Origin of the sequence: Cupriavidus sp. 2TAF22 (assembly GCF_052115045.1) — a bacterium.
Lineage (GTDB): Bacteria > Pseudomonadota > Gammaproteobacteria > Burkholderiales > Burkholderiaceae > Cupriavidus.
In genome coordinates this window covers 118,934-140,101 of the sequence record NZ_JBFRFX010000008.1, presented here as the reverse complement: position 1 = coordinate 140,101, position 21,168 = coordinate 118,934, and the positions used below count along the sequence as shown (strand labels likewise).

Genomic DNA, 21,168 nt, shown 5'->3' with positions numbered 1-21,168 from the left:
GACGAAGATGGACCGCTGGACCGAACTCGAACTGTTCGTGCAGACCGCCGAACTGGGCAGCATCACCAAGGCTGCCGACAGCCTGGATATCTCCAATGCGGCGGCCAGCCGCTACCTGGCCTCGCTGGAGCAGCGCCTGTCGGCGCGCCTGATCGAGCGCAATACGCGGCGCCTCTACCTGACCGACGTGGGGCACGAATTCTTCCGCCGCTGCAAGGGCGTGCTGGCGGAAATCAAGGAAGCGGAGGCGGCCGTCAACGCCAATGTGCTGGAGCCGGGCGGCACGCTGACGATCACGGCCTCGATGTCGTTCTCGATGAAGCACCTGGCGCCGCTGCTGCCGGAATTCACCCGGCTCTACCCGAAGGTGGACGTCAATATCCTCACCGCCAACCGCTACTACGACATCATGGACAGCGGCATCGACCTCGCCATCCGCACGCGCGAGTTCGAGCCCGATTCCGGCCTGACGGTGCGCCGGCTGGCCGAGACCAGGCGCGTGCTGGCGGCCTCACCGCGTTACCTGGACCGCATGGGCGCGCCGCGCGAGGTAGAAGACCTGCTGCGCCACCAGATGCTGATCTATTCGTACGCCAACCGTCCGCACGAGCTGAACTTCACGCGCGGCGGCGAGGAAAGGGGCGTGACGGTGCGCAGCAAGCTCGAATCCAACGACGGGCAGGTGATTCGCGCCGCGGCGATGGAAGGCCTGGGCATCCTGGTGCAGCCCAAGTACATCATCTACGACGATATCGTGGCGGGGAGGCTGATTCCGGTGCTGGATGACTGGGATTTGCCTCGTCTTACCATTAATATTGCGTTTCAGAGCCGGCGCTATCTGGCTGCGAAGGTGCGGTTGTTTATTGATTTTTTGGTGGCGCACTTCGAGCGGATGGATTATGAGAGGAAGTGGACTTCTTGAGGATTTTTTGTTTTTCCGGCGGTCTGTAGAACCTCCCTATAAAACGTACACATCAAGATCTTAAAGTCAACTTCAACTTCAACTTCAATTTCAACTTCAAAGTCAAATTCAACGTCAAAGGCTTTCGCTCCCCCGGAGCGACCTACTTTCTTTTCCCCGAAAAGAAAGTAGGCAAAGAAAGCGGGCTGCCTGGCCGGCAGGGGCAGAAACGTTGGGATTTCTCGTGTTGCTGGTTTCGTCGTGGGGTTTTTGGTTCTGCTTGCATCCTGCCGTTACCGGGGCGGGCGGCCGCGATCTTGCTGGCTGCAGTGGTTTCGGGGTCAGACCTATGATGGCGAGCACACTGCCAGTTCTGCCATCTGCCGTTACCGGCTTGAGCGGCCACGACATAGCACTCTCGTGGTTTCGTGGTGGGCGCGGTGGACCGGGGCGCGGGTGTGCCGGGTTACTTCAAGCCGGCCACCGCTTATTTCTGAAGCTGACGCTATTAGGCACGGAGCTATGAGGCACCGAACTCAAACAGGGGCCACCGCGCCCACCGCTTATTTCTGAAGCTGGCGCTATTAGGCACGGGAGCTATGAGGCACCGAGCTCAAACAGGGGCCACCGCGCCCACCACGAAACCAGTGCCGCTCCTATGACGTCCCCATCCGCCCCGGTCGCGGCAGCAGATTGAACCACCTGGGCTGCCGCCATCATGTAGCGCCACCACGAATCGAACGCCACCCGCAGGATAGCGACCGCCAAAACCGGTAACGGCAGGATGCAAGCAGAACCAAGAACCCCACGACGAAACCAGAAACACCAGAAATCCCAATGTTTCTGCCCCTGCCGGCCAGGCAGTCCGCTTTCTTTGCCTACTTTCTTTTCGGAAAAAAGAAAGTAGGTCGCTCCGGGGGAGCGAAAGCCGTTGACTTTGAAGTTGACTTTTAATTTGAAGCTTTGAAGATTTTAATCCTTGAAGTTGACTTTGAATCCAAATCCCTTGAATCAAATCACATCATATCAAACACCTAAAGACCAAAATCCACCCCCCCTTATCCCTCCACCGTCAACCCCGCCCCCAACCGCGCAGCCTTGATCACCGCCGCGTAGTCATCACCAGCCATGCCCTGCGCCGCAGCGCCCTGCAGCATCTGGCCGAGCAGCGCGGTCAGCGACAAGGGCACGCGCAGATCCGCACCGGCATCCAGGATCAGCCCTACGTCCTTGAGCATCTGGTCCACCGTGAAGGTGGGCGTGTAGTCATGCTCCACCAACTGCGCTGACTTGGCCTTGACGATGGGCGCGGCCACCGCACTGGCGGTGATCACCGACCACATGTCCTGCCACTTCAGGCCGCCCTTGGCGCCCAGCGTCAGCGCTTCGGCCAGCATGCCGGAGGTCAGGCCGATCATCAGGTTCACCACCAGCTTCATCAGGCGCGCCTGTTCCGCCTCGCCCAGGTAGAACTGGGCCGGCCCGAGCGCCGCCAGCAGGGGCCTGGCCTGTTCATAGGCGGCCTCTGGACCGGACACCAGCGCGGTGAGCTGGGCGGCTTCGGCCATCTTGTTGTTGCCGGACACTGTCACGCGCAGGTACCGGACATCGCGTTGCGCAAGCAGCGCCGCCACGCGCGCGGACGCCTGCGGCGACACCGTGCTGGTATCGATGTACAGCGTGCCCGGCGCCGCCAGTTCCGCCACCTGCGCGCCGACCGCCTCGAACGCCGCGTCGTGCGGCAGCGAGCTGAACAGGATGTCCTTGCCGCCGCATGCCTGCGCCAGCGACGCGGCCGTCTTCAGGCCGGCCTGGCGCGCTGCGTCCAGCACGGCGGGCGCCAGGTCGAAGCCGGTGACCTCATGTCCGGCCGCGGCCAGGTGGCGCGCCATGGGCAAACCCATCTTGCCGGTTCCGATAAAGCCGATTTGCATTGCTGTCTCCAGTGTGTGTCGTGCTGTGTTGTATGGCGCTGTGTTGCGCCGTGCTGGTTCGCCTGCGCGCCTCAGTCGGGGCGTGCGCCCTCGAAGGCCGCCTGCAGCAATTCGCGGATCGGCGCGCGCTCGATCGGGCGCGGATTCCAGTAAGGGTTGGCCAGCGCGATATCGGCGGCGCGGTCCAGGTCTTCGGCGCGCATGCCGATGTCGCGCAGCGCGGTCGGCGCACCGTGCCGCGCTGCGAGGTCGTACAGGGCGCGTGCCGCCGAAGTGTTGCCGCTGCCCAAGGCGCGGCGGATGCGCGCCATGGCTTCGGGCGCCGCACTGGCGTTATAGGCAATGGCGTGTGGCAGCACCACGGTATGGGTCTCGGCATGCGGCAGGTTGAAGCTGCCGCCGAGCGTGTGGCACAGCTTGTGATGCAGCGCCATGCCCACGCTGCCCAGCACCGTGCCGCACAGCCAGGCGCCGTAGAGGCAGTCGGCGCGCGCATCGAGATCGGCCGGGGCTTCGAAGATACGCGCAATGCCGCTGGCCAGCGCGCGGATGCCCTCCTCGGCCATCAGGGACGTGACCGGATTGGCATCCTCCGCATAAAGGCCTTCGGCGGCATGGGCGATCGCGTTCAGGCCGCTGGTCACGCTCAGCGCCACCGGCAGGCCGGTCGTCAGCACGGGATCGTAGATCACGGTGCGCGGCAGCACGCGCGCATCGCGTCCGGTCTTCTTCAGGCCGGCGTCGGTGATGCCGTAGATCGACGTCATCTCCGAGCCGGCATAGGTGGTGGGGATCGCCACGATGGGCAGGCCGGAGGTCAGCGCCACCGCCTTGCCCAGGCCGGTGGTGGACCCACCGCCCAGCGCGACCATGCAATCGGCGCCGACCGCCTGCGCGTGCGCAATGGCGGCGCGGGCCGATTCCAGCGGCACATGCATGACCGCGCCGTCGTAGACGCCGGCCGACAAGGGCCCGAGCTGTTCCGACACGCGCGTGGCCTCCGCCACCTGGTTCGGCGTGCACAGGACCAGCGCGCGGGTGGCGCCTAGCCGCCCGAGTTCGGCGGCGAGCTGGTCCAGCTTGCCGGCTCCGAACAGCACGCGCGTGGGCTGGCTTGCATAGACAAACGATATGGACATGATCTTGTCTTCCTCCGCATGGGTCGGGACCGCGCCCGCACCAATGTGTTTTATTTCGCACTTTGCGCTGCGCCTGCAGACAGGCCTGCGTCCGCGCAACATCTTTGTGCACGTTAGCCTTCCGCCTGCCGGAAAGAAATGCCCGAACGGGAAAACACTCTTGATGCCAGCGGAAGAATCGCCGGTCCGGCCGGATTGCCGGCCGCTCAGCCTCGATGCCGGGCGCTACGGGCGCCCGTCGTGTGCGTCCAGCCAGGCAGGCCGCGCCGGCGGGCACCGAGGCGTGTCGGACGATATGAGGATAGGCCGGCTTATGCCAGCCAGCCGTCCAGCAGCGCATTGACTTGCTCGTGCGCTTCGTACTGGACCCAGTGGCCGGCGCCGGGCACGATGCGCACCTGCCGCCGCGCGTCGCCCTGCGCCATGGCCTGCGCCGCCGCCATCGGTTCGGCGGTCACGTCGTGCTCGCCCCAGGCGAGCAGCACGTCGCCGCCAAAGCGGTCGAGCGCCTCGCGCAAGCCGCCCGCGCGCGAGATCGGCTTGCTGCGAAAGCGCGTATGCCTGCAAGACTCGGTATGCGCATGCAGCGCCATGGCGTCGATACGCGCGGGGTCGGCAATCATGAAGGCGGCGAGATTGTGGCACATGGCTTGCGCCAGCGCGCGCTCGTCCGGCGCCTTGCGCCAGTCCACCAGCGCCTGCTGCTGGCGCCGCACGCCAGCGTGCCCGGCCGAACCCAGCAAGGCCAGCCGGCCCACCGCGCCGGCCGAGGCCGTGACGTTGGCAGCGACGTTGGCGGCGACCAGCCCGCCAAAGGAAAAGCCGGCAAGGTCGAAGCCGTCCGCGCAGCCGGGCAATTGCGCGGCGGCGGCGGCCAGCGTGCCGGCAATGAGGGGCAGCTCGCTGGCAATGTCCCCCGATTCGCCGAAGCCCGGCATGTCGGGGGCCCATACGGTGCGCCGCGCGGCCAGTGCCTCGATATTGCGCACCCAGTGCAGCCAGCTGCCGTGCCCGCCATGCAGCAGGATCAGCGGACGCCCCTGGCCGAAGCGGCGCCACACCACGCGGCAGCCGCCGGCATCGGTGACCGTGCGGCCGGCCTGGCGTTCTAGAGCCGCGACCGCGGCCAGCGCGGCCGCGGTATCGGGTTGTGCCAAATGATCGAAATGATCGGGAACAGTGCCTTGCATCCGGATACCTGCGCGTGCGCGCGAGAAGTCGGCCGGCACCAGCTGCCGGCGAGCCAGGCAGCAGTGTAGCGCCACCCCCGCCGGTAGCCCGGCAGACAGGCACGCCCTCACGGCCCCAGCAGGTTCCCCACGCGGAATGCCCGCGCGCCGGAGACCCGGCCGATCTGGTCGCCCGGCTTCACGTAGCGCACCTCGCGGCCCATGTAGAAGACACCGTCGGTATGGCTGACGATGGTCTCGCGCGTGCCCTCCACCGGATCGACGATATCGAACAGGGGCTGCCCCGCCTTCACCTGCGCGCCCATCGGCGCGCGATAGACCAGCAGGCCCGCCGCGGGCGCCACGAACTGCTCGCTGCCGGCCAGCGGCGTTGCCGGCTGGAGCAGCGGCGGCAAGGGCGGCGCGTCGCCGTCGATCGCGCCGATATGGGTCAGGTAGTCGAGCAGCGCCTGCGTGTCCTGCTGCGCCAGGGCATCGGTCACGTCGCGCTGGCCGCGGTGCTCCACGGTCACGGCGATGCTGCCGTGGGGAATGGGAAAGCGCTTGCCGAATTCCTGCTGCAACTGCCACCAGGTGTAGCTGTGCGCTTCGTCGAAGGAGTGCGCGCCGGAATCGAGCGCCAGCAGGCTGGCGGTGGCGCCGAGATAGCGCGCCAGCGGCTCGACCTCCGGCCAGATCGCATCGCCGGTGTAGACATGCATGGCGGCCTCGCGCGAGCAGTGCAGGTCGAGCACGACGTCCGCATCGTGCGCCAGCAGCATCAGCGCGTGTTGCAAAGACTTGAAGGCATTGACGGCGGGGCGCGCCAGCAGCGCTTCGCGCCAGGCCGCGCGGATGGTACGCAGATTGTGCGCGCTGTCCTGCGTGAGCTTGCCCTCCACCGCCGCCGCAATGTCCTTGAACAGCATCGGGAAGCCGCGGTTGAAGTTATTGCCACTGGCCAGGTCGAAGCGGCCGATGAAACTGCCCAGCACCGCCTGGCCAAGCCCGAGCGGATTGGCGGCGCTGACCAGCACCACCTGCGCGCGCAGCCGGCCCTGCGCCTCCAGCTCGCGCAGGCGCGCCTTGAGCGTGACGGCCACCAGCATGGCGGGGATCTCGTCGGCGTGCAGGCCGGCCTGCAGGTAGATCTTGCGCCCGGCGGCAGCGTCGCCGAAATGGTGGCTGGTGAGCTGCAGGGCAAGCCCGGGCGCAGGGGAGATCAGGGGATGGATCTGGCTTTGCATGGTGTGTGTCTTCGCTAGTGGGTCTTGCCCTCGGGGGGCCTGGCTTAGTTGACGGGCTGCGCGAGCGGCGCGGCCCGCGGCGGTGCGGGCGGCACGCACGGGCTGGCGAGCTGCGCGAACAGGTCCTTGGGATCGGGCAGGCGCGGGATCAGCGCCGCGTCCTCGCCCAGCCCCAGCGCGATGGCCTGGTCGCGCAGGTAGCGCAGCGCCGAGTAATCTTCCAGCGCGAAACCGACCGAATCGAACACGGTGACCTCGCCCGCATCGCGCCGGCCCGGCACGCGGCCGGCCAGCACCGACCACAGCTCGGTGACGGGGAAATCGGCCGGCATCTGCTGCACGTCGCCCTCGATGCGGCTCTGCGGCTCGAACTCGACGAACACGCTGGCGCCACGCAGGATGTCCGGATGCAGCTCGGTCTTGCCGGGGCAATCGCCGCCCACGGCGTTCAGGTGCATGCCCGGCTCGATCATGCCGGGCGTGAGGATGGTGGCGAGCGCCTTGTCGGCGGTGACCGTGGTGACGATGTCGGCGCCGCGCACGGCTTCGGCCGTGCTGGCGCAGGCGCGCACTTCCAGCCCGGGCACATCGGCCAGGTTGCGGCGCAGCTTGGCGGTGGCGGCGGGATCGACGTCAAAGGCCTGGATGCGCCGGATGCCCAGCAGGTGATAGAAGGCCAGCGCCTGGAACTCGCTCTGCGCACCGTTGCCGACCAGCGCCATGGTGGTGGCGCCGGCCCGCGCGAGCTGGCTGGCGGCCACCGCGGACGTGGCCGCAGTGCGCAGCGCGGTGGTCAGGGTCAGCTCGCTGAGCAGGACCGGCTCACCGGTGTCCACGTCGGCCAGCACGCCGAAGGCCATCACGGTGGGCAGGCCGGCGCGGGTGTTGGCCGGGTGGCCGTTGACGTACTTGAAGCTGTAGAGGCGGGCATCGGCGATCGGCATCAGTTCGATCACGCCGAGCGCCGAATGCGTGGCCACACGGGCGGATTTGTCGAAGTCCTGCCAGCGCAGGAAATCCTCGCGGATATAGGCGGCCATGCCGCGCAGGGCGTGGCCGAGGCCGCGCTCGGCGACGATGCGCGATACGTGGCTGGGTGAAAGGAACAAGGTCATGTGGGTCTCCGGTGGAATTGGTGGGTGCATGTCGGCGCGCATGGGTGCGCCTTGGTGCGTATTGGCGCCTATGCGGAACACACCCATTCTTCCAGCCGGCAAAGCCAAAATGAAGTGGTTATTGTGTCAACAAAATACTATCATCGCATCAGAATGACCACAACGACTTTCGTTTCGACACATCGACCCATATGGACCCACATGGACGCCTTCGACCACCAACTGCTGGCGCTGCTGCGCGCCGACGCCCGCGCCAGCGTGGCCCTGCTCGCGCACCGGCTCGGCGTGGCGCGCACGACCATCACCAACCGCATGGCGCGGCTGGAAAAATCCGGGGTGATCGTGGGCTATACGGTGCAGCTGCGCCCCGAGGCGCGGCCGGATGCGATTGCCGCATGGATGAGCGTTGCCGTGGACGGCAACCAGACGCGCGAGGTGATCGCCACGCTGCTGGGGGAGCCCGGCATCGCGGCGCTGCATGACACCAATGGCAGGTGGGACCTGCTGGCCGAGGTGCGCGCCTCGACCCTGGAAGGACTGGCCAACGTGCTGGAACGCGTGCGGCTGATCAAGGGCATCAGCGCCACGGAAACCAGCATCCACCTGCAGAGCTACAAGCTCTCCTGACGCGCTCAGTCTTCGCCGGAGCGCACGCCCGACGTCAGCCTGCTGGCGACGTCCAGGTGCTTGCGCATCAGTTCGGCCGCGCCTTCGCGGTTGCCCGATTCGAGCGCGGCAAGAATGCCCAGGTGCTCGTGGCAGCTCACTTCCACGCGGCCGTGGCCGTGCTTCCAGTCGTAGTTGGACAGGCGCCGCAGCCGGTTCATGCGCCGGACTGCATCGGCGTAGAAACGGTTGCCGGAGGCCAGCGCCAGCCCTTCGTGGAAGGCCGCGTTGGTCTCGAAGAAGGCCACGCTGGAGGCCTCGGTCCACGGCTGCGTGAGAAAGGCGGAATGCTCGATGCGCATGCGCGCGGCCCATTCGGGCGACAGCGCAAACCCGGGCTCCAGGATGGCCGCCGGCTCGATCGCCATGCGGAAGCGGTAGCTCTCCAGCCGCGCCTCGTTGTACCAGGCCGAGTCCTGGAATTTCCAGCGGTAGCCCAGGCGGCGCTCGGCCAGGCCCAGGTCGGCCAGGCGCACCAGCGCCTGCTTGATGGTGGCGCGCGTCTCGCCGTAGCGCTCCATCAGGTCGCGCTCGGAAACCTCGTCGGGCAGGATCTCCCGCCGGCGGTCGTGCGCGATGCGCACCAGCAATTCATCCCCGCCTTCGCCGGCCGCCTCTGTCGGCGCCTCCAGCGGCGGATGCGCCAGCAGTTCCACCCCCTTGTTGCGGCGCCGCTGCACGAAACCCTGCGCCTCCAGGTGATCCAGCGCGGCGCGGATCGGTGTGCGCGACACGCCCAGGTGCTCGGCCAGGCGCTGCTCGTTGAGGCGGTCGCCGGCCTGCAGCGACTCGTCGCGAATCCACTGCGCAATGCGGTAGCCCAGCGCCAGGCGCACGCGTCCAGTCGACTCGGGGATCTCCGGTGAAGTATCCATTGATTTTTTTGTACTCACAAAATACACTATTTATAGCACACCTGACGGCACACTGCCGTGACGCCATCAAGACAGCGCGCCGTTACCGCCTTTATGCAGGCCTTTACGCAGACTTTCCGCAGACCCTTACGCAGACTTTCCGCAAGTTACGCAATTATTTGACGCCGAAAACGCTCCCATGACCAGCCATCCCGCTTCCCCGGACCAAACCGCCATCCATGACACCGTTCCCCACTGCCCGCTGATCGAAGTCAGCGGCGCGCCGCGCGAGCGTGGCCGGCAATACGGCGAACAGGCCGTCGTGCGCATCAAGCGCGGCATCGAGCACTATGCGCGACAACTCGAGAGCAACCAGCTGGGCTGGCCGGAGCTGCGCAAGATCGTGGCCACCTTCGAGCCCACCATTGCCGCGTTCGACCCGAACTATATCGAGGAAATGAAAGGCATCGCCGAAGGCGCGCAGGTGGAGTACGCCGCCGTGGTGATGCTCAACGCGCGCACCGAAGTGCTCAAGCTGGCCGACCGCATGCGCAACCAGCAGCCGGTGCCGCTGGACCCGGACGGCTGCACCGGCGTGCTGGCGCTGCCCGGCGCCACCGCCAGCGGCCGCGTGATCCACGCGCAGAACTGGGACTGGAAGGCGGAGTGCGCGGAATCGTCCGTGGTGCTGAAGGTCAGGCGCGACGACGGCCCCGATTTCCTGACCTTCACCGAAGCCGGCGCGCTGGCGCGCTCGGGCATGAACGCGGCCGGCATCTCGATCACGGCCAACTACCTGGAGTGCGAGCGGGATTACCGCACGCTGGGCGTGCCGCTGGCGCTGATCCGCCGCAAGGTGCTGGAGCAGCGGCGCCTGGCCTTTGCCATGCAGTCGGTGTACGTGACCGCCAAGTCCGCCGCCAACAATATGATGGTGGCGCACGCCGACGGCGTGGCCATCAACTTCGAATGCGCGCCCGATGAAACCTTCCAGGTGCTGCCCGAGCGCGGCGTGCTCGTGCATGCCAACCACTGGCTGAGCCCGGTGGCGCTGACCAAGCTGCGCGACCTGGGCATCCAGAAGATGCCGGATTCGCTGTACCGCGACGAGCGCRTGCGCCAGCTGGTGCAGCCGCATATCGGCAACATCACCGTGGACACCATCAAGCGCGCGCTGTTCGACGACTTCGAGACGCCGTATTCGGTTTGCCGCCCGCCGCGCCCGAACTCGAGCAACAACCTGTCGGCCACCGTGGCGATGATCGTGATGGAGCCGGAACTGGGCGTGATGGAAGTCTCGATGCTGCCGGCGCTGCACCCCACCTTCGCCACCTTCCGCCTGGATATGGAGATCCAGCGGAGCGGCGCCGCCGCCCCGGCCCACGCACGGGCAGTGGCGGCCTGACGCGGCGCGGAGGAGCCATGGAGACGAGACGAACCACCGCCGCGCGGCCGCTGACCCGGCTGCTGACGGCCATATCCACCCTGGCGGCATGCCTGGCGCTGGCCGCGCCGGGCCTGCACGCCCAGCCCGCGCAGGACACCCTGCGCATCCGCCTGAACGCCGACGTGCGCTCGACCGACCCGGGCGTGAACCGCGACGCCAACAGCGATGCGGTGGTCGCGCACATGCTCGAAGGCCTGGTCGCGTTCCGCGAAGACACCACCGTGGGGCCGCTGCTGGCGCAGAGCGTGACACCCTCGGCCGACGGCACCACCTACACCTTCGTGCTGCGCCCCGGGCTGAAATTCCACAACGGCGCGCCGGTCACGGCCGACGACGTGGTGTATTCGTGGAACCGCTACATGACGCCGGGCAACAACTGGCGCTGCCTGTCGGAGTTCGACGGGCGCGGCCAGGCCAAGGTGCTGAAGGTCGAAGCGAAGGACGCGTCTACCGTGGTCTACACGCTGGACCGCCCTTCCGCGCTGTTCCTCCAGACGCTCGCGCGTCCCGACTGCGGCGGCACCGGCATCTACCACCGCAGCTCCGTCGGCCCCGACGGCAAGTGGCGCGAGCCGGTCGGCACCGGGCCGTTCAGGTTCTCGGAGTGGAAGCGCGGCCAGTACATGGAACTGGTGCGCAACCCGTCCTACGCGGCGCTGCCCGGCAAGCGCGACGGCGCCACCGGCAACAAGACCGCCGAGGTGGGCAAGGTACGCTTCATCGTCATCCCCGACGTGGCGGCGGCCAAGGCCGCGCTTCTGTCGGGCGGCGTCGACATGATCTTCGACGTGGAAGACAACGACCTGCCCGAATACCGCAAGCGCCGCGACCTGGTGCTGGAGAGCGTGCCCACCATGGGCCTCAACGGCCTGCTGTTCCAGACCCGCGACCCGCTGCTCAAGGACGTGCGCATCCGCCGCGCGCTGGCGCTGTCGATGGATGTGCCCGAGATGGTCGGTGCCATCACCGAAGGCGGCTCGCAGCCCAGCCGCTCCGCCATCCCGCGCCCCAGCCCTTACTACGGCCGCGCGCAGGCCGGCATGCCGGGGCGCGACATCGAAGCCGCGCGCAAGCTGCTGGCCGAAGCGGGCTACCGTGGCCAGCCCATCAAGATCCTGACCACCAAGCGCTACAACTCGCTGTTCGACATGGCGGTGCTGACCCAGGCCATGGCCAGCGAGGCCGGCCTGCGCGTGGACGTGGAAGTGCTGGACTGGGCCACCCTGCTCGACCGCTATAACCGCGGCGACTACCAGGCCATGGCCTTCAGCTATTCCGCGCGGCTGGACGCGTCGCTGTCCTACGACATGATCATCGGCCCGAAGGACAAGCAGCCGCGCAAGGTGTGGGACACCGCCGACGCCATCCGCCTGCTCAACAACAGCATGAGCCTGTCGGACCGCACGCAGCGCCAGGCCATGTTCGACGGCCTCGACGCCCGCCTGCGCGAAGACGTGCCGGCAGTGTTCTTCTACTCGGAAATGCGCACCAGCGCCGCGCGCGATTACGTGAAGGGCTACAAGGGCTGGCCTCTGGGCCAGCCGCGTGCCTGGGGCGTGTCGATGGCGGGCCGCTGAGCGCCTGGCGGCGCGCTTGATGGCCCGCCTCACTGCACACTGTCAATAACCGGAGCCACCCCTTGTCTTCGTCCTTCCTGCTCTACCTGCTCAGGCGCGTGCTGTGGACGCTGCCCACGCTGCTGCTGGTGGCGGCGCTGGTATTCGTCCTGATGCGGCTGATCCCGGGCGACCCGGCCCAGCTCATCCTGGGCGATGCCGGCACGCCCGAGCAACTTGCCGACCTGCGCACCCAGTTCGGCCTCGACAAACCCATCCTGCTGCAGTTCGGCCTGTGGCTCTCGCATATGGCCAGCGGCGACCTGGGCCACTCGCTGAGCAGCGGCGAGGCCGTGCTGCCGCTGTTGCTCGAACGCTTCCAGGTCAGCGCCGCCATCGTGCTGGTGGCGGTGGGCGCGGCCACCGCGCTGGCCGTGCCGGCCGGGCTGATCGCCGCGTGGAAGCAGAACTCGCTGACCGATACGGTGATCGTGGCCGGCGCCACCTTCTTCCTGTCGATCCCCAGCTTCTGGCTGGGCCTGCTGTTGCTGCTGTTCGTCGGCCTCAAGCTGGGCTGGGTGCCGGTGGTGGGCTACGTCACCTTCAGCCAGGACTGGCGAGCCGCCGCAAGCTTCCTGGTGCTGCCCGTGGTGACCCTGACCCTGATCGAGATGGGCGTGCTCACCCGCATGGCGCGCTCCAGCGCGATCGAGACGCTGCGCCTGGAGTACGTGACCCACGCCCGCGCCAAGGGCCTGTCGGAGCTGCGCGTGCTGCTGCGCCACGTGCTGCCCAACGCCTTCGCCCCCACCTGGACCTTGATCGGGCTGGTGCTGGGCAACCTGCTGGGCGGCATCGCGGTGCTCGAAACCGTGTTCACGCTGCCCGGCCTGGGGCGGTTGCTGGTGGACGCGATCTTCGCGCGCGACTACCCCGTGGTGCAGGGCTGCCTGCTGTTTACCGCGGCTATCTACGTGCTGGTCAACCTGGTGGTGGACCTCTTCTATCCTCTGTTCGATCCGCGGGTCGCGACATCATGAAACTACGCACCAATGCACTGGTGGGCGGCCTGCTGGTGGCCTCGGTGACGGCGATGGCGCTGCTCTCCGTGGTCTGGACGCCCTACAACCCCCTGCGCCTGAACCTGCGCATGCGGCTCAAGCCGCCTTCCGGCCTGCACTGGCTGGGCACCGACGAGTTCGGGCGCGACATCCTCTCGCGCCTGCTGGCTGGCGCCGGCGCCAGCCTGATGGTGGCCGCGCTGACCGTGCTGGTGGCGCTGCTGCTGGGCACGCTGCTGGGGCTGGTGGCCGGCTATTTCCGCGGCAAGACCGACCGCCTGATGATGGTGATGAACGATGCGCTGCTCGCCTTCCCGGGCATCCTGCTGGCGCTCGGCATCATGGTCATCACCGGCGCCAACAAATACGGCATCGTGCTGGCGCTGGGGCTGGCCTACACGCCCACGGCGGTGCGGCTGGTGCGCGGCACCGTGCTGTCGCTGCGCGAGAAGGAATACGTGGAGGCCTCGCGCGTGATCGGCAACAGCGAGCTGACCACCATGCTGCGCCACATCCTGCCCAACTGCGCCGCGCCGCTGATGGTGCTGGGCACGTCGATGTTCGGCTGGGTCGTGCTGGCCGAAAGCGCGCTCAGCTTCCTCGGCCTGGGCGTGCCGCCGCCGGCGCCCACCTGGGGCAACATGCTGTCCTCCGGGCGCCCCTATATCGAATCCGCCGCATGGCTGGGCATTGCCCCGGGCGTGTGCATCGCGCTGACSCTGCTCGGCATCAACCTGCTSGGCGACGCMSTGCGCGACWRGCTCGACCCCCGCATGGAGCAAGGATGAACTCCAGGATGAATCCCCCCACGCCTGACGAACGTCCGGCGCCCGGCCCCACGGCCGCCGCCGGCGACCAGGGCGCCCCGCTGCTGAGCGTGCGCGGCCTGACGCTGCGCAGCGCCGCCGGCGCGCGCATCCTCAACGGCATCTCCTTCGATATCGCCCAGGGCGAGGTGCTTGCGCTGGTGGGCGAATCCGGCAGCGGCAAGACCATGGCCGGGCGCGCCGTGATGCGGCTGCTGCCTTCGCAGGTGCGCCACACCGGCGGCACCATCACGCTTGCCGGCAACGATATCGCCGCCGTGCCGGACCGGACCATGCGCTCGCTGCGCGGGCAGGTGGCGGGCATGGTGTTCCAGGAGCCGATGGTCTCGCTCAACCCCGCCATGACGGTCGGCGCGCAATTGTGCGAAGGCCTGATGCTGCATGAGAAGATCCCGGCGCAGGCCGCGCGCGAGCGCGCCGTGGACATGCTGGCGCGCGTGCAGATCGCCGACCCGGAAGGCTGCATGGCGGCCTATCCGCATGTGTTCTCGGGCGGCATGCGCCAGCGCATCATGCTGGCCTCGGTGATGCTGCTCAAGCCGCGCCTGCTGATCGCCGACGAGCCCACCACCGCGCTGGACGCGCTCAGCCAGCGCGAAGTCATGCAGATCATGGCGGACCTCACCCGCACCAGCGGCACCGCCGTGCTTCTGGTCACGCACGACCTGCAACTGGTGGCGCACTACGCGGATTCGGTGCTGGTGCTCAAGCGCGGCGACCAGGTCGAGTCCGGCGCCGCCTGCGACGTGCTGCGCAATCCGCGCGAGGCCTATACGCGCAGCCTGATCGCCGCGCTGCCGCAGCGCGACGACAACCGCCCCGCCGTGGCCGACGCCCCGCCCGTGATCGAGGCGCGCAACGTCTCGATCGGCTATCCCGGCACCCAGCGCCTGTTCTCGCGCACCGCCGCCAAGCTGGCGGTGGACCAGGTCTCGCTGGCGATCCGGCCGGGCGAGGTGGTGGCGGTGGTGGGCGGCTCGGGCTCGGGCAAGACCACGCTGGGGCGCGCCATGATCGGCCTGCTGCCGCTCGAGGGCGGCGAGATCCGGTTCCGCGGGCAGCCGGTCGGCGCGGGCGACAGGCACGCCCGGCGCGAATTCCGCCTGGCCTGCCAGATGGTGTTCCAGGATCCGTACTCCTCGCTCGATCCGCGCCAGCGCATCGGCGAGATCGTGGCCGAGCCGCTCAACCACGGCGAGCCGCTGACCCGCGCGCAGCGCCGCGAGCGGGTCGACGCCATGCTGGCCGAAGTGGGCCTGGATGGATTGGGCGAGCGCTTTCCGCATGCGCTCTCGGGCGGCCAGCGCCAGCGCGTGGCGATTGCCCGCGCGTTGATCCGGCGGCCCGCGCTTGTGGTGGCGGACGAACCGGTCTCGGCGCTGGACATGACGATCCAGAAGCAAGTGCTGACGCTGTTCCGGCAACTGCAGGCGCAGCACGGCTTTGCCTGCTTCTTCGTCTCGCACAACCTGGCCGCGGTGTCCGAGGTGGCGGACCGCATCGTCGTCATGCACCAGGGGCGTATCGTCGAGCAGGGCAGCGTGGCCGATATCTTCGACCGGCCGCAGCACGCCTATACGCGGGCGCTGCTGGAGGCGGCTTATGTGGCGCCGGGGCAGCAGGCGCCGCTGTCGATGCAGGCCGGTGCGGCGGGCGCTGGCGCCGCTGGCCTGGCTGAGCGCCCGGCGAGCGTCAGCGCTTCGTAGCGGCGCCGGTCCTCTCCGCGCGCCTTCGCTCCCGCATACGGGAGCGGGGCCGGGGAGCGGAAAACCGCCGGACTAACGCCAGACCACCGCCACCGTCTGCGCCCCATGACACGCCGCATAGTTCTCGCAGCCGGCGCAAGCCGGTTCGGGACAGGGATGCAGGTCAAGCCGCAGGCATAGCGCATGGTAGAAGAACTTCTTCCACTTCATGTCCATGGTGTTGGCAGCGTATAGAGAGGGAAAGTACTCCTGCAGCAGGCGCGACACGTCGTGCCTGCCGGACAGCCCCATGTCATGCCACAGATGCGAGCCGCCGAAGCAGCCGCTGGCCAGCGCGTGCGCAGCCCAGCGCATCTCGGGGCGGGCGGCCTCGCCGCAGGAAATGAGCATCTCCACCAGGTCGGGAAACTCGCAGGGCAGCGCCGCGGCATCCACGGGCGCGGACTCGGGTGCCCATCCCGCCTCCCGGGCGCCGGGAAAGCAGTGCCCGAGCATCTCCCAGAATTCGGCTTCCGCCAGGCCAAGCCATTGCGCGAAGCGGGGCAGCTTGCCGGCGTTGGCGCTTTCCAGCACCCCGGCCAGCGCGCGCGCCGCCGGCTCACCCGGGGAGAGTGAAAACGCATCGAGGATCAGTAAGGACTGGTTCACGGCACGGCCTTGTGAAGACGGACCCCGCACGCCAGGCAATCTGCGCGATCAGAGCGATCAGCAACCTGCGGCCACAGGCTGCCGGATGCGGTAGATGCAGTCGATGCGGAAGATGCGGTAGTCCAGTGACCGAAATATAGCGGCGTATATAACGACAGTCAAACCTGCCGCCACGGGTCTGGCGCTGCGCACTCCGCACGCGTTTCGCGGCTCAGTCCTGCCTTATCACCGCCGATCCACACCCATCACCGCCCATCCGCACGTATTACCGGAGCCAGCCGGAATCCAGGATCAGAGCGTCAGCTGGTCCAGGCCCTCGAACGGCACCGGCGCCGAGATGGCATAGCCCTGCAACAGGTCCGCGCCAAGCGACCTGGCCAGCGCCATATCCTCGTCGTTCTCCACCCCTTCGGCCACGGTCTGCAGTTCCAGCGCGCGTGCCAGCTCCATCGACAGCGACAGCAGCCGCCGCGCGCGTTCGGCATGGCGCGCCCGGTGCAGCATGGTCTTGTCGATCTTGACCTGCTTGAAGGGCAGCAGGCCCAGTGCCTGCAGCGAAGCGTAGCCGGCACCGAAATCGTCCTGCGAGATCACCATGCCGCGCGCCGACAATGCGCTGAGGTTTTCCAGCAGGCGCATCTCGCCCTCGCGGGACAACCGCGTCTGCTCCGTGAGCTCGAGCACCACGCGCGCGATATCCAGGCCGTGCGACATGCTCATGCGTAACATGGCCGGGATAAAGCCGGCGGCGGCCGCCGTGCACGGGTTGACGTTGAGCGAGAAGCGGCCGCAGTAGCATGGGAAGCGCGCCTGCACGCGCGCGCAGGCACGCAGGAAATGATCCAGCAGCAGGTTCTCCACGCCATGTCCGGCGAGGTTTTCCACGAACTTGTCCGGCGCGTGCACGCGGCCCTTGTCCGACCAGCGCGCCAGCACCTCGAGCCCGACGATGCCACCGTGCAGCGCACTGATCTGCGGCTGGAACACCGGATAGATATGCCCCAGCTCGATCGCGCCGACCAGATCGGCCCTGGAGAGCGCGAGCAGCTCGTCGCTCTGCAGGCTGCGCCCTTGCGCGTCCGTGTCCGCGTCCGGCTGCGCAAGCGTGGGCTGGGCCATCCTTTGCCGCAGCCGCGCCATGCGCTGGACCATGGCATCGTAGCGGCTGCCCTCCGTTGCCGCTGCGGGTGCGGATTGCGGCGGTGCTGCCGGCCAGGCGCCCGCCTCGCTACTGATTAACGCGATATGCAATTCAAGCTCCCGGAAGCCAATCCTTACTGCCATTCCCTGACCACGCCAATCTCGCCTTGGTTTTTGGTTTTTATTGTTCTTGTGGTTTTTTCTTGTTTTTATCGTTTTTATCGTTTTTCTTGTTCTTCGCGTTCACCTTCCGAACTGCAATACCACCGACCCCATTCTTTCAGTCCGCGGCCGGCTACGGGCGATTTCAGTTCCCCTCGTTAGCAGGACCACCCTCTAACGCAGGGTACTGCTGCAATGCAGCGAGGACCACAATGTATCTCAGCAAGACTGACCCCTTGCTAAACACTCAAGGGGTGCAGGGGCGCCCTGCACCTGCACCCCTCTTTTTCGCCGGCGGCAACGCCCGCGCGATACCACGCCGGCCTCACGGCGCGCTCCCCCCTCGGCATCAGAATCCCACACGCAAGCCAATCGAGCCGTAGCCGTAGTAACGGTCGAGCTTTCCTGCCGTTGCGGCGTTATAGAGGAACGGGATGGTGCCCACAAAGTTGTGCAGCGACGCCTGCCCGCGCAGGAACACTTCCACGTTCTTCACCACCGCGTACGACAGCTCCAGCCCCAGCGTGTGGTTCGAGCGGATCGGCGAATAGCCATAAGTGCTCGCGCGGTTGTCGACGTTGCTGCGCAGCAAATACTGGAACTGGTAGCCCAGCCGCGCGCTGAAGTTCTGGTACTTCCAGCGCCATGCGCCACCCAGGTTCAGGTAGCCCGCCACGTAGTTGAAATCGTCATTGAAATTCAGACCGTACTGCCCGGCGTCCGTGGAGAAGGAGGCCGACTGCAGGTTGGTATTGCCCACGCGGCATGGCGCGGCCAGCGCGCCGTTGGCAATATTGTCCGAGCCGATGGAGACATTGAACGTGCAGCCGCCCTGCTGCAGGCGCGTATTGATGCCGCCGATGGTGACGCGGCTGGCGCCCAGGCCAAAGAAGCCGGTCAGCTGGTTGCGCTCGGTGAGTTCGCCGGAAAAGATCACGTCTGCCTGGGCCTGGATATYGTTGGCGTCCTGGACCGTGATGCTGCTGAAGGTGGCGTTCCTGACCTTGAGCGCGGAAGAGCGGTCCAGGCTGCCGGCGCGGTCGCCCCACAGCGAGAAGCGCATCATGATGCGGTCACGCGCGCCGGGTTCGGCCAGCGGATCGTAATGCAAGGCCAGCATCCAGCTATCGATCTGGTTGTTGTCCGGACCGTAATCGATACCGCGCCGCCAGTAGGTCGCCGAGGCCGACCACTTCGGCGAGAACTTGTAGCCCAGCATGAGCCGCCCGCCGCGATAATCGCCGGCGTTGTCCGGCACGCTGCCCTGGCTCTCGCGCAGGTTGAAGACATCGACCGTGTGGTTGACCATGTCATAGCTGGCCTCCACACGCACGGTATTGAATTCGCCGGTGGCAGGCTCTGCCAGCATGAACACATCGTCTGGCGCCGCGCTGGCCGCGCCCGCGCATGACAAGCCCAGCAACAGGGCGCCGGCCTTGCCGAGCCGGCGCGTGGGATACAACACCATAGAGAGACTCCGAGGCCCGGGGAGCGTGCCTCATGCACGGCGCGCACCGGGTCGTGGCCCGGCGCGCTGCACGCAAAAAAAAGCCAGTCATCCGCCGCGGCGCCTGCCGGCGCGCGACGGATGACCGGGCATGCCCTCCCCGTGCGGGCGGAGGGCCTGGCTACGCACCGGTCAGGGGTTCAGCGTGACCGAGGTCTTGATGCCGTTGCCGCTGACGACTGCCGAGCCGGTCTGCACCGACTGGACCGAGGTCTTCTGCGGGCTGCCGCCGACCAGCGCACCCACGCTCACCGACTTGCCGCCCTGGCCCGCCACGGCAAACGTCACCGGGAAGGTGGTGGTTGCCTTCGGCGTGAGCGCATCGATCTGCGTCTGGCTCAGCGCCCCGGCGTTCTTGAGCTTGCCGAGGAAGGTGGTGAACGGCAGGTTCAGCGAGCCGCCGCTGGCGCTGTCGAACAGGTTGTCGGCCACGGCATTGGTCAGGCTGACATTGGCCGAGGTGGCACCCGAGATGCTGAACGAGTACGTCGTGTTGGCAGGCACCTGCACATTGGTCAGCGCCGAACCGCTGAAGGTCAGCGACACCTTCTCGATGATCACGTTCACGGTGCTGCCGTTGTAGGTGTAGCTCAGGCCGGCACGCACGTCAGCCGCACCACCGGCGAAGGCATCGCCGCTCTGCGACACCGCCACCTTGATCGAGCTGAGCGCGCCACCGCCGGTGACCGTGACCGCATCGCCGACCGGGAACGTCTGGCCGTTGATGGTCATGGTCGCCAGCTGGATGAAGTTGGTCGGCTTGACGGCATCGGTCACGGTGGTGATGACGGTGGAGACCACCGAGCCACCGAGGGCGGTCGCGGCGCTCTGGATCGCGCCGGCATTGCCCGTGGCCACGGCGTTGCCGAGCGTCTTCAGGTTGGCCGTGATGGATGCATCGACCAGCGCCGCGGGCGTGACCGCCGACATCAGGGTGCTCGTCGTGGTGGACTTGGCGCTATCGATCACCGCGTTGAGCGAGCCGCCCGACTGCAGTGCCGCCACCGTCGCGGCCGGATCGGTGCCCAGCACGATGGTGCCCAGTGCGGCGCTCACGTTGGCGACCTGGTTTGCGACGACGGGGCCGGCCAGCGCGCCCACGTTTGCCGCCACCGTATCGATGTTCGCCTGCAGGTTTGCCGGCAGGCCTGCCTTGGCGTTCTGCACTGCGGACGTCACCACCGACGTCACCAGCGTGGCGCTGCCCAGGTCAGCCGTGCCCGAGGCGGCGTTCACCGCGGTGGCCACCGCCTTGGCAGCTGCCGCAGCGGCATCGGCCGCGCTCAGCGTGCCGCCGCCCTTGGCCAGGCCCGTCAGCGTCTTGGCAACCTGGTCAATCAGTTGCTGCACCACCACGGCTGCCTTGAGCACCGCTGCGTCCTGCATCGGGTCCAGCGTGGCCAGGTCCTTGCCGGACAGGCCAAGCTTGGTAGCCAGCGCGGCGGCCTGGGTAGGCCCGAGCTGCGCCACCAGCGTGGTCAGCGGCGTGACCACCGGCGTCACGCCAGCCTTGTAGGTGACAGCGGGCGCCTGCAGCACGCCGGTGAACGGCTGCTTGGTACCGATGTCGGTACCGCCGGAGACTTTCAGCGCGCTCGTGCTGCAGCCAGCCGGGAAGGTGAAGTCGCCGGTTGCGCTGGTCGTTGCCGTCTGGTTTGCGCAATCGACAAAGGTCACGGTGGCGCCCGACAGGTAGAAGTCGACCGCCTTGCCGCTCACGGTAACCGCTGCCGGCGTGGATGGCGACGAAGAATCCGACCCGCCCCCGCACGCTACCAGCGCAACCGCGGCAGACGCCATGATGCCGAGGGTAAAGATATTCCTGAAATTGGTTTGCACGCTTCTCGCTCCTGAAATCAACACTTCAATACTTCGATGATGGTCTGTGGCCCAGCGCGCCGGACGACAGCAGCACGCCGTTGCCGGCGCCCTTCGCTGCCCTCTCCTGCTGCGCATCACGGATACCCTTGCTGGCTCTCGCAAGCGGATTCAGCAGCAACGGTCCGATGCTGCGTCTTGCCAGCACACTAGATAAACAATCCCAACTACCGTGTCACCCCTACTAGGCGGGGGAAAGCATTGGCTTGCA

17 protein-coding genes are annotated in these 21,168 nt (G+C 67.3%); 7 read left to right on the top strand and 10 right to left on the bottom strand.

The features are described 5' to 3' along the window. Window positions 1–7 precede the first annotated feature (7 nt). Complete coding sequence (locus tag AB4Z48_RS12215; RefSeq protein ID WP_441614195.1) at window positions 8–922, top strand: LysR substrate-binding domain-containing protein; 915 nt, start codon at window positions 8–10, stop codon at window positions 920–922. A 1,037-nt stretch (window positions 923–1,959) separates the two neighbouring features. On the opposite strand, the gene AB4Z48_RS12210 is transcribed toward AB4Z48_RS12215, so the two are convergent. From AB4Z48_RS12210 to AB4Z48_RS12190, 5 genes are all read right to left on the bottom strand, one after another. Beyond that, window positions 1,960–2,835: an NAD(P)-dependent oxidoreductase gene (locus AB4Z48_RS12210; protein WP_441614194.1), complete on the bottom strand. Its 876-nt coding sequence runs from the start codon at window positions 2,833–2,835 to the stop codon at window positions 1,960–1,962. 71 nt (window positions 2,836–2,906) lie between these two features. Beyond that, window positions 2,907–3,974, bottom strand: coding sequence for a maleylacetate reductase (locus AB4Z48_RS12205; protein ID WP_441614193.1), 1,068 nt, complete (start codon window positions 3,972–3,974; stop codon window positions 2,907–2,909). Window positions 3,975–4,285: 311 nt separating this feature from the next. After that, window positions 4,286–5,164, bottom strand: a complete 879-nt coding sequence (locus AB4Z48_RS12200; protein WP_441614192.1) for an alpha/beta fold hydrolase — start codon at window positions 5,162–5,164, stop codon at window positions 4,286–4,288. A gap of 107 nt (window positions 5,165–5,271) precedes the next feature. Next, complete coding sequence (locus tag AB4Z48_RS12195) at window positions 5,272–6,390, bottom strand: succinylglutamate desuccinylase/aspartoacylase family protein (protein ID WP_441614191.1); 1,119 nt, start codon at window positions 6,388–6,390, stop codon at window positions 5,272–5,274. Window positions 6,391–6,434: 44 nt separating this feature from the next. Beyond that, on the bottom strand, window positions 6,435–7,505 hold the full coding sequence (locus AB4Z48_RS12190) for an ornithine cyclodeaminase (protein ID WP_441614190.1): 1,071 nt from the start codon (window positions 7,503–7,505) through the stop codon (window positions 6,435–6,437). A 201-nt stretch (window positions 7,506–7,706) separates the two neighbouring features. On the opposite strand from AB4Z48_RS12190, the gene AB4Z48_RS12185 reads away from it, so the two are divergent. Then, window positions 7,707–8,132: an Lrp/AsnC family transcriptional regulator gene (locus AB4Z48_RS12185; protein WP_441614189.1), complete on the top strand. Its 426-nt coding sequence runs from the start codon at window positions 7,707–7,709 to the stop codon at window positions 8,130–8,132. 5 nt (window positions 8,133–8,137) lie between these two features. Here the strand turns inward: AB4Z48_RS12185 and AB4Z48_RS12180 are convergent, their stop codons facing one another. Then, a complete protein-coding gene (locus AB4Z48_RS12180; protein WP_441614188.1) occupies window positions 8,138–9,046 on the bottom strand; it encodes a GntR family transcriptional regulator in 909 nt (302 codons plus the stop codon). Between the two features lie 178 nt (window positions 9,047–9,224). Here AB4Z48_RS12180 and AB4Z48_RS12175 point away from each other — a divergent pair, with 178 nt between their 5' ends. From AB4Z48_RS12175 to AB4Z48_RS12155, 5 genes are all read left to right on the top strand, one after another. After that, window positions 9,225–10,430 (top strand): C45 family autoproteolytic acyltransferase/hydolase, encoded by a 1,206-nt coding sequence (locus AB4Z48_RS12175; RefSeq protein ID WP_441614187.1) that lies wholly within the window; start codon window positions 9,225–9,227, stop codon window positions 10,428–10,430. 17 nt (window positions 10,431–10,447) lie between these two features. After that, the gene (locus AB4Z48_RS12170; RefSeq protein WP_441614186.1) at window positions 10,448–12,049 is read left to right on the top strand and encodes an ABC transporter substrate-binding protein; all 1,602 of its coding nucleotides are present in this window, start codon (window positions 10,448–10,450) and stop codon (window positions 12,047–12,049) included. Window positions 12,050–12,111: 62 nt separating this feature from the next. Then, window positions 12,112–13,068 (top strand): ABC transporter permease, encoded by a 957-nt coding sequence (locus AB4Z48_RS12165; protein WP_441614185.1) that lies wholly within the window; start codon window positions 12,112–12,114, stop codon window positions 13,066–13,068. Further along, complete coding sequence (locus tag AB4Z48_RS12160) at window positions 13,065–13,877, top strand: ABC transporter permease (RefSeq protein WP_441614184.1); 813 nt, start codon at window positions 13,065–13,067, stop codon at window positions 13,875–13,877. Before AB4Z48_RS12165 ends, AB4Z48_RS12160 begins: the two co-directional genes overlap by 4 nt. Then, on the top strand, window positions 13,874–15,622 hold the full coding sequence (locus AB4Z48_RS12155; protein ID WP_441614183.1) for a dipeptide ABC transporter ATP-binding protein: 1,749 nt from the start codon (window positions 13,874–13,876) through the stop codon (window positions 15,620–15,622). Before AB4Z48_RS12160 ends, AB4Z48_RS12155 begins: the two co-directional genes overlap by 4 nt. 72 nt (window positions 15,623–15,694) lie before the next feature. Here AB4Z48_RS12155 and AB4Z48_RS12150 read toward each other — a convergent pair whose 3' ends face one another. From AB4Z48_RS12150 to AB4Z48_RS12135, 4 genes are all read right to left on the bottom strand, one after another. Then, window positions 15,695–16,270: a nitrogen fixation protein NifQ gene (locus tag AB4Z48_RS12150; protein WP_441614182.1), complete on the bottom strand. Its 576-nt coding sequence runs from the start codon at window positions 16,268–16,270 to the stop codon at window positions 15,695–15,697. Between the two features lie 291 nt (window positions 16,271–16,561). Next, window positions 16,562–17,521 carry an EAL domain-containing protein gene (locus tag AB4Z48_RS12145; RefSeq protein WP_441614181.1) on the bottom strand — a complete coding sequence of 320 codons (960 nt, stop codon included), beginning with the start codon at window positions 17,519–17,521 and terminating at the stop codon, window positions 16,562–16,564. A gap of 400 nt (window positions 17,522–17,921) precedes the next feature. Next, a complete protein-coding gene (locus AB4Z48_RS12140) occupies window positions 17,922–19,040 on the bottom strand; it encodes a hypothetical protein (protein ID WP_441614180.1) in 1,119 nt (372 codons plus the stop codon). A gap of 171 nt (window positions 19,041–19,211) precedes the next feature. Beyond that, window positions 19,212–20,918 carry a hypothetical protein gene (locus AB4Z48_RS12135; RefSeq protein ID WP_441614179.1) on the bottom strand — a complete coding sequence of 569 codons (1,707 nt, stop codon included), beginning with the start codon at window positions 20,916–20,918 and terminating at the stop codon, window positions 19,212–19,214. Window positions 20,919–21,168: the final 250 nt, after the last annotated feature.

Coding starts and splice junctions, on each gene's coding strand:
- AB4Z48_RS12215 (WP_441614195.1), top strand. CDS start 8: ATGGACCGCTGGACCGAACTCGAACTGTTCGTGCAGACCGCCGAACTG.
- AB4Z48_RS12210 (WP_441614194.1), bottom strand. CDS start 2,835: ATGCAAATCGGCTTTATCGGAACCGGCAAGATGGGTTTGCCCATGGCG.
- AB4Z48_RS12205 (WP_441614193.1), bottom strand. CDS start 3,974: ATGTCCATATCGTTTGTCTATGCAAGCCAGCCCACGCGCGTGCTGTTC.
- AB4Z48_RS12200 (WP_441614192.1), bottom strand. CDS start 5,164: ATGCAAGGCACTGTTCCCGATCATTTCGATCATTTGGCACAACCCGAT.
- AB4Z48_RS12195 (WP_441614191.1), bottom strand. CDS start 6,390: ATGCAAAGCCAGATCCATCCCCTGATCTCCCCTGCGCCCGGGCTTGCC.
- AB4Z48_RS12190 (WP_441614190.1), bottom strand. CDS start 7,505: ATGACCTTGTTCCTTTCACCCAGCCACGTATCGCGCATCGTCGCCGAG.
- AB4Z48_RS12185 (WP_441614189.1), top strand. CDS start 7,707: ATGGACGCCTTCGACCACCAACTGCTGGCGCTGCTGCGCGCCGACGCC.
- AB4Z48_RS12180 (WP_441614188.1), bottom strand. CDS start 9,046: ATGGATACTTCACCGGAGATCCCCGAGTCGACTGGACGCGTGCGCCTG.
- AB4Z48_RS12170 (WP_441614186.1), top strand. CDS start 10,448: ATGGAGACGAGACGAACCACCGCCGCGCGGCCGCTGACCCGGCTGCTG.
- AB4Z48_RS12155 (WP_441614183.1), top strand. CDS start 13,874: ATGAACTCCAGGATGAATCCCCCCACGCCTGACGAACGTCCGGCGCCC.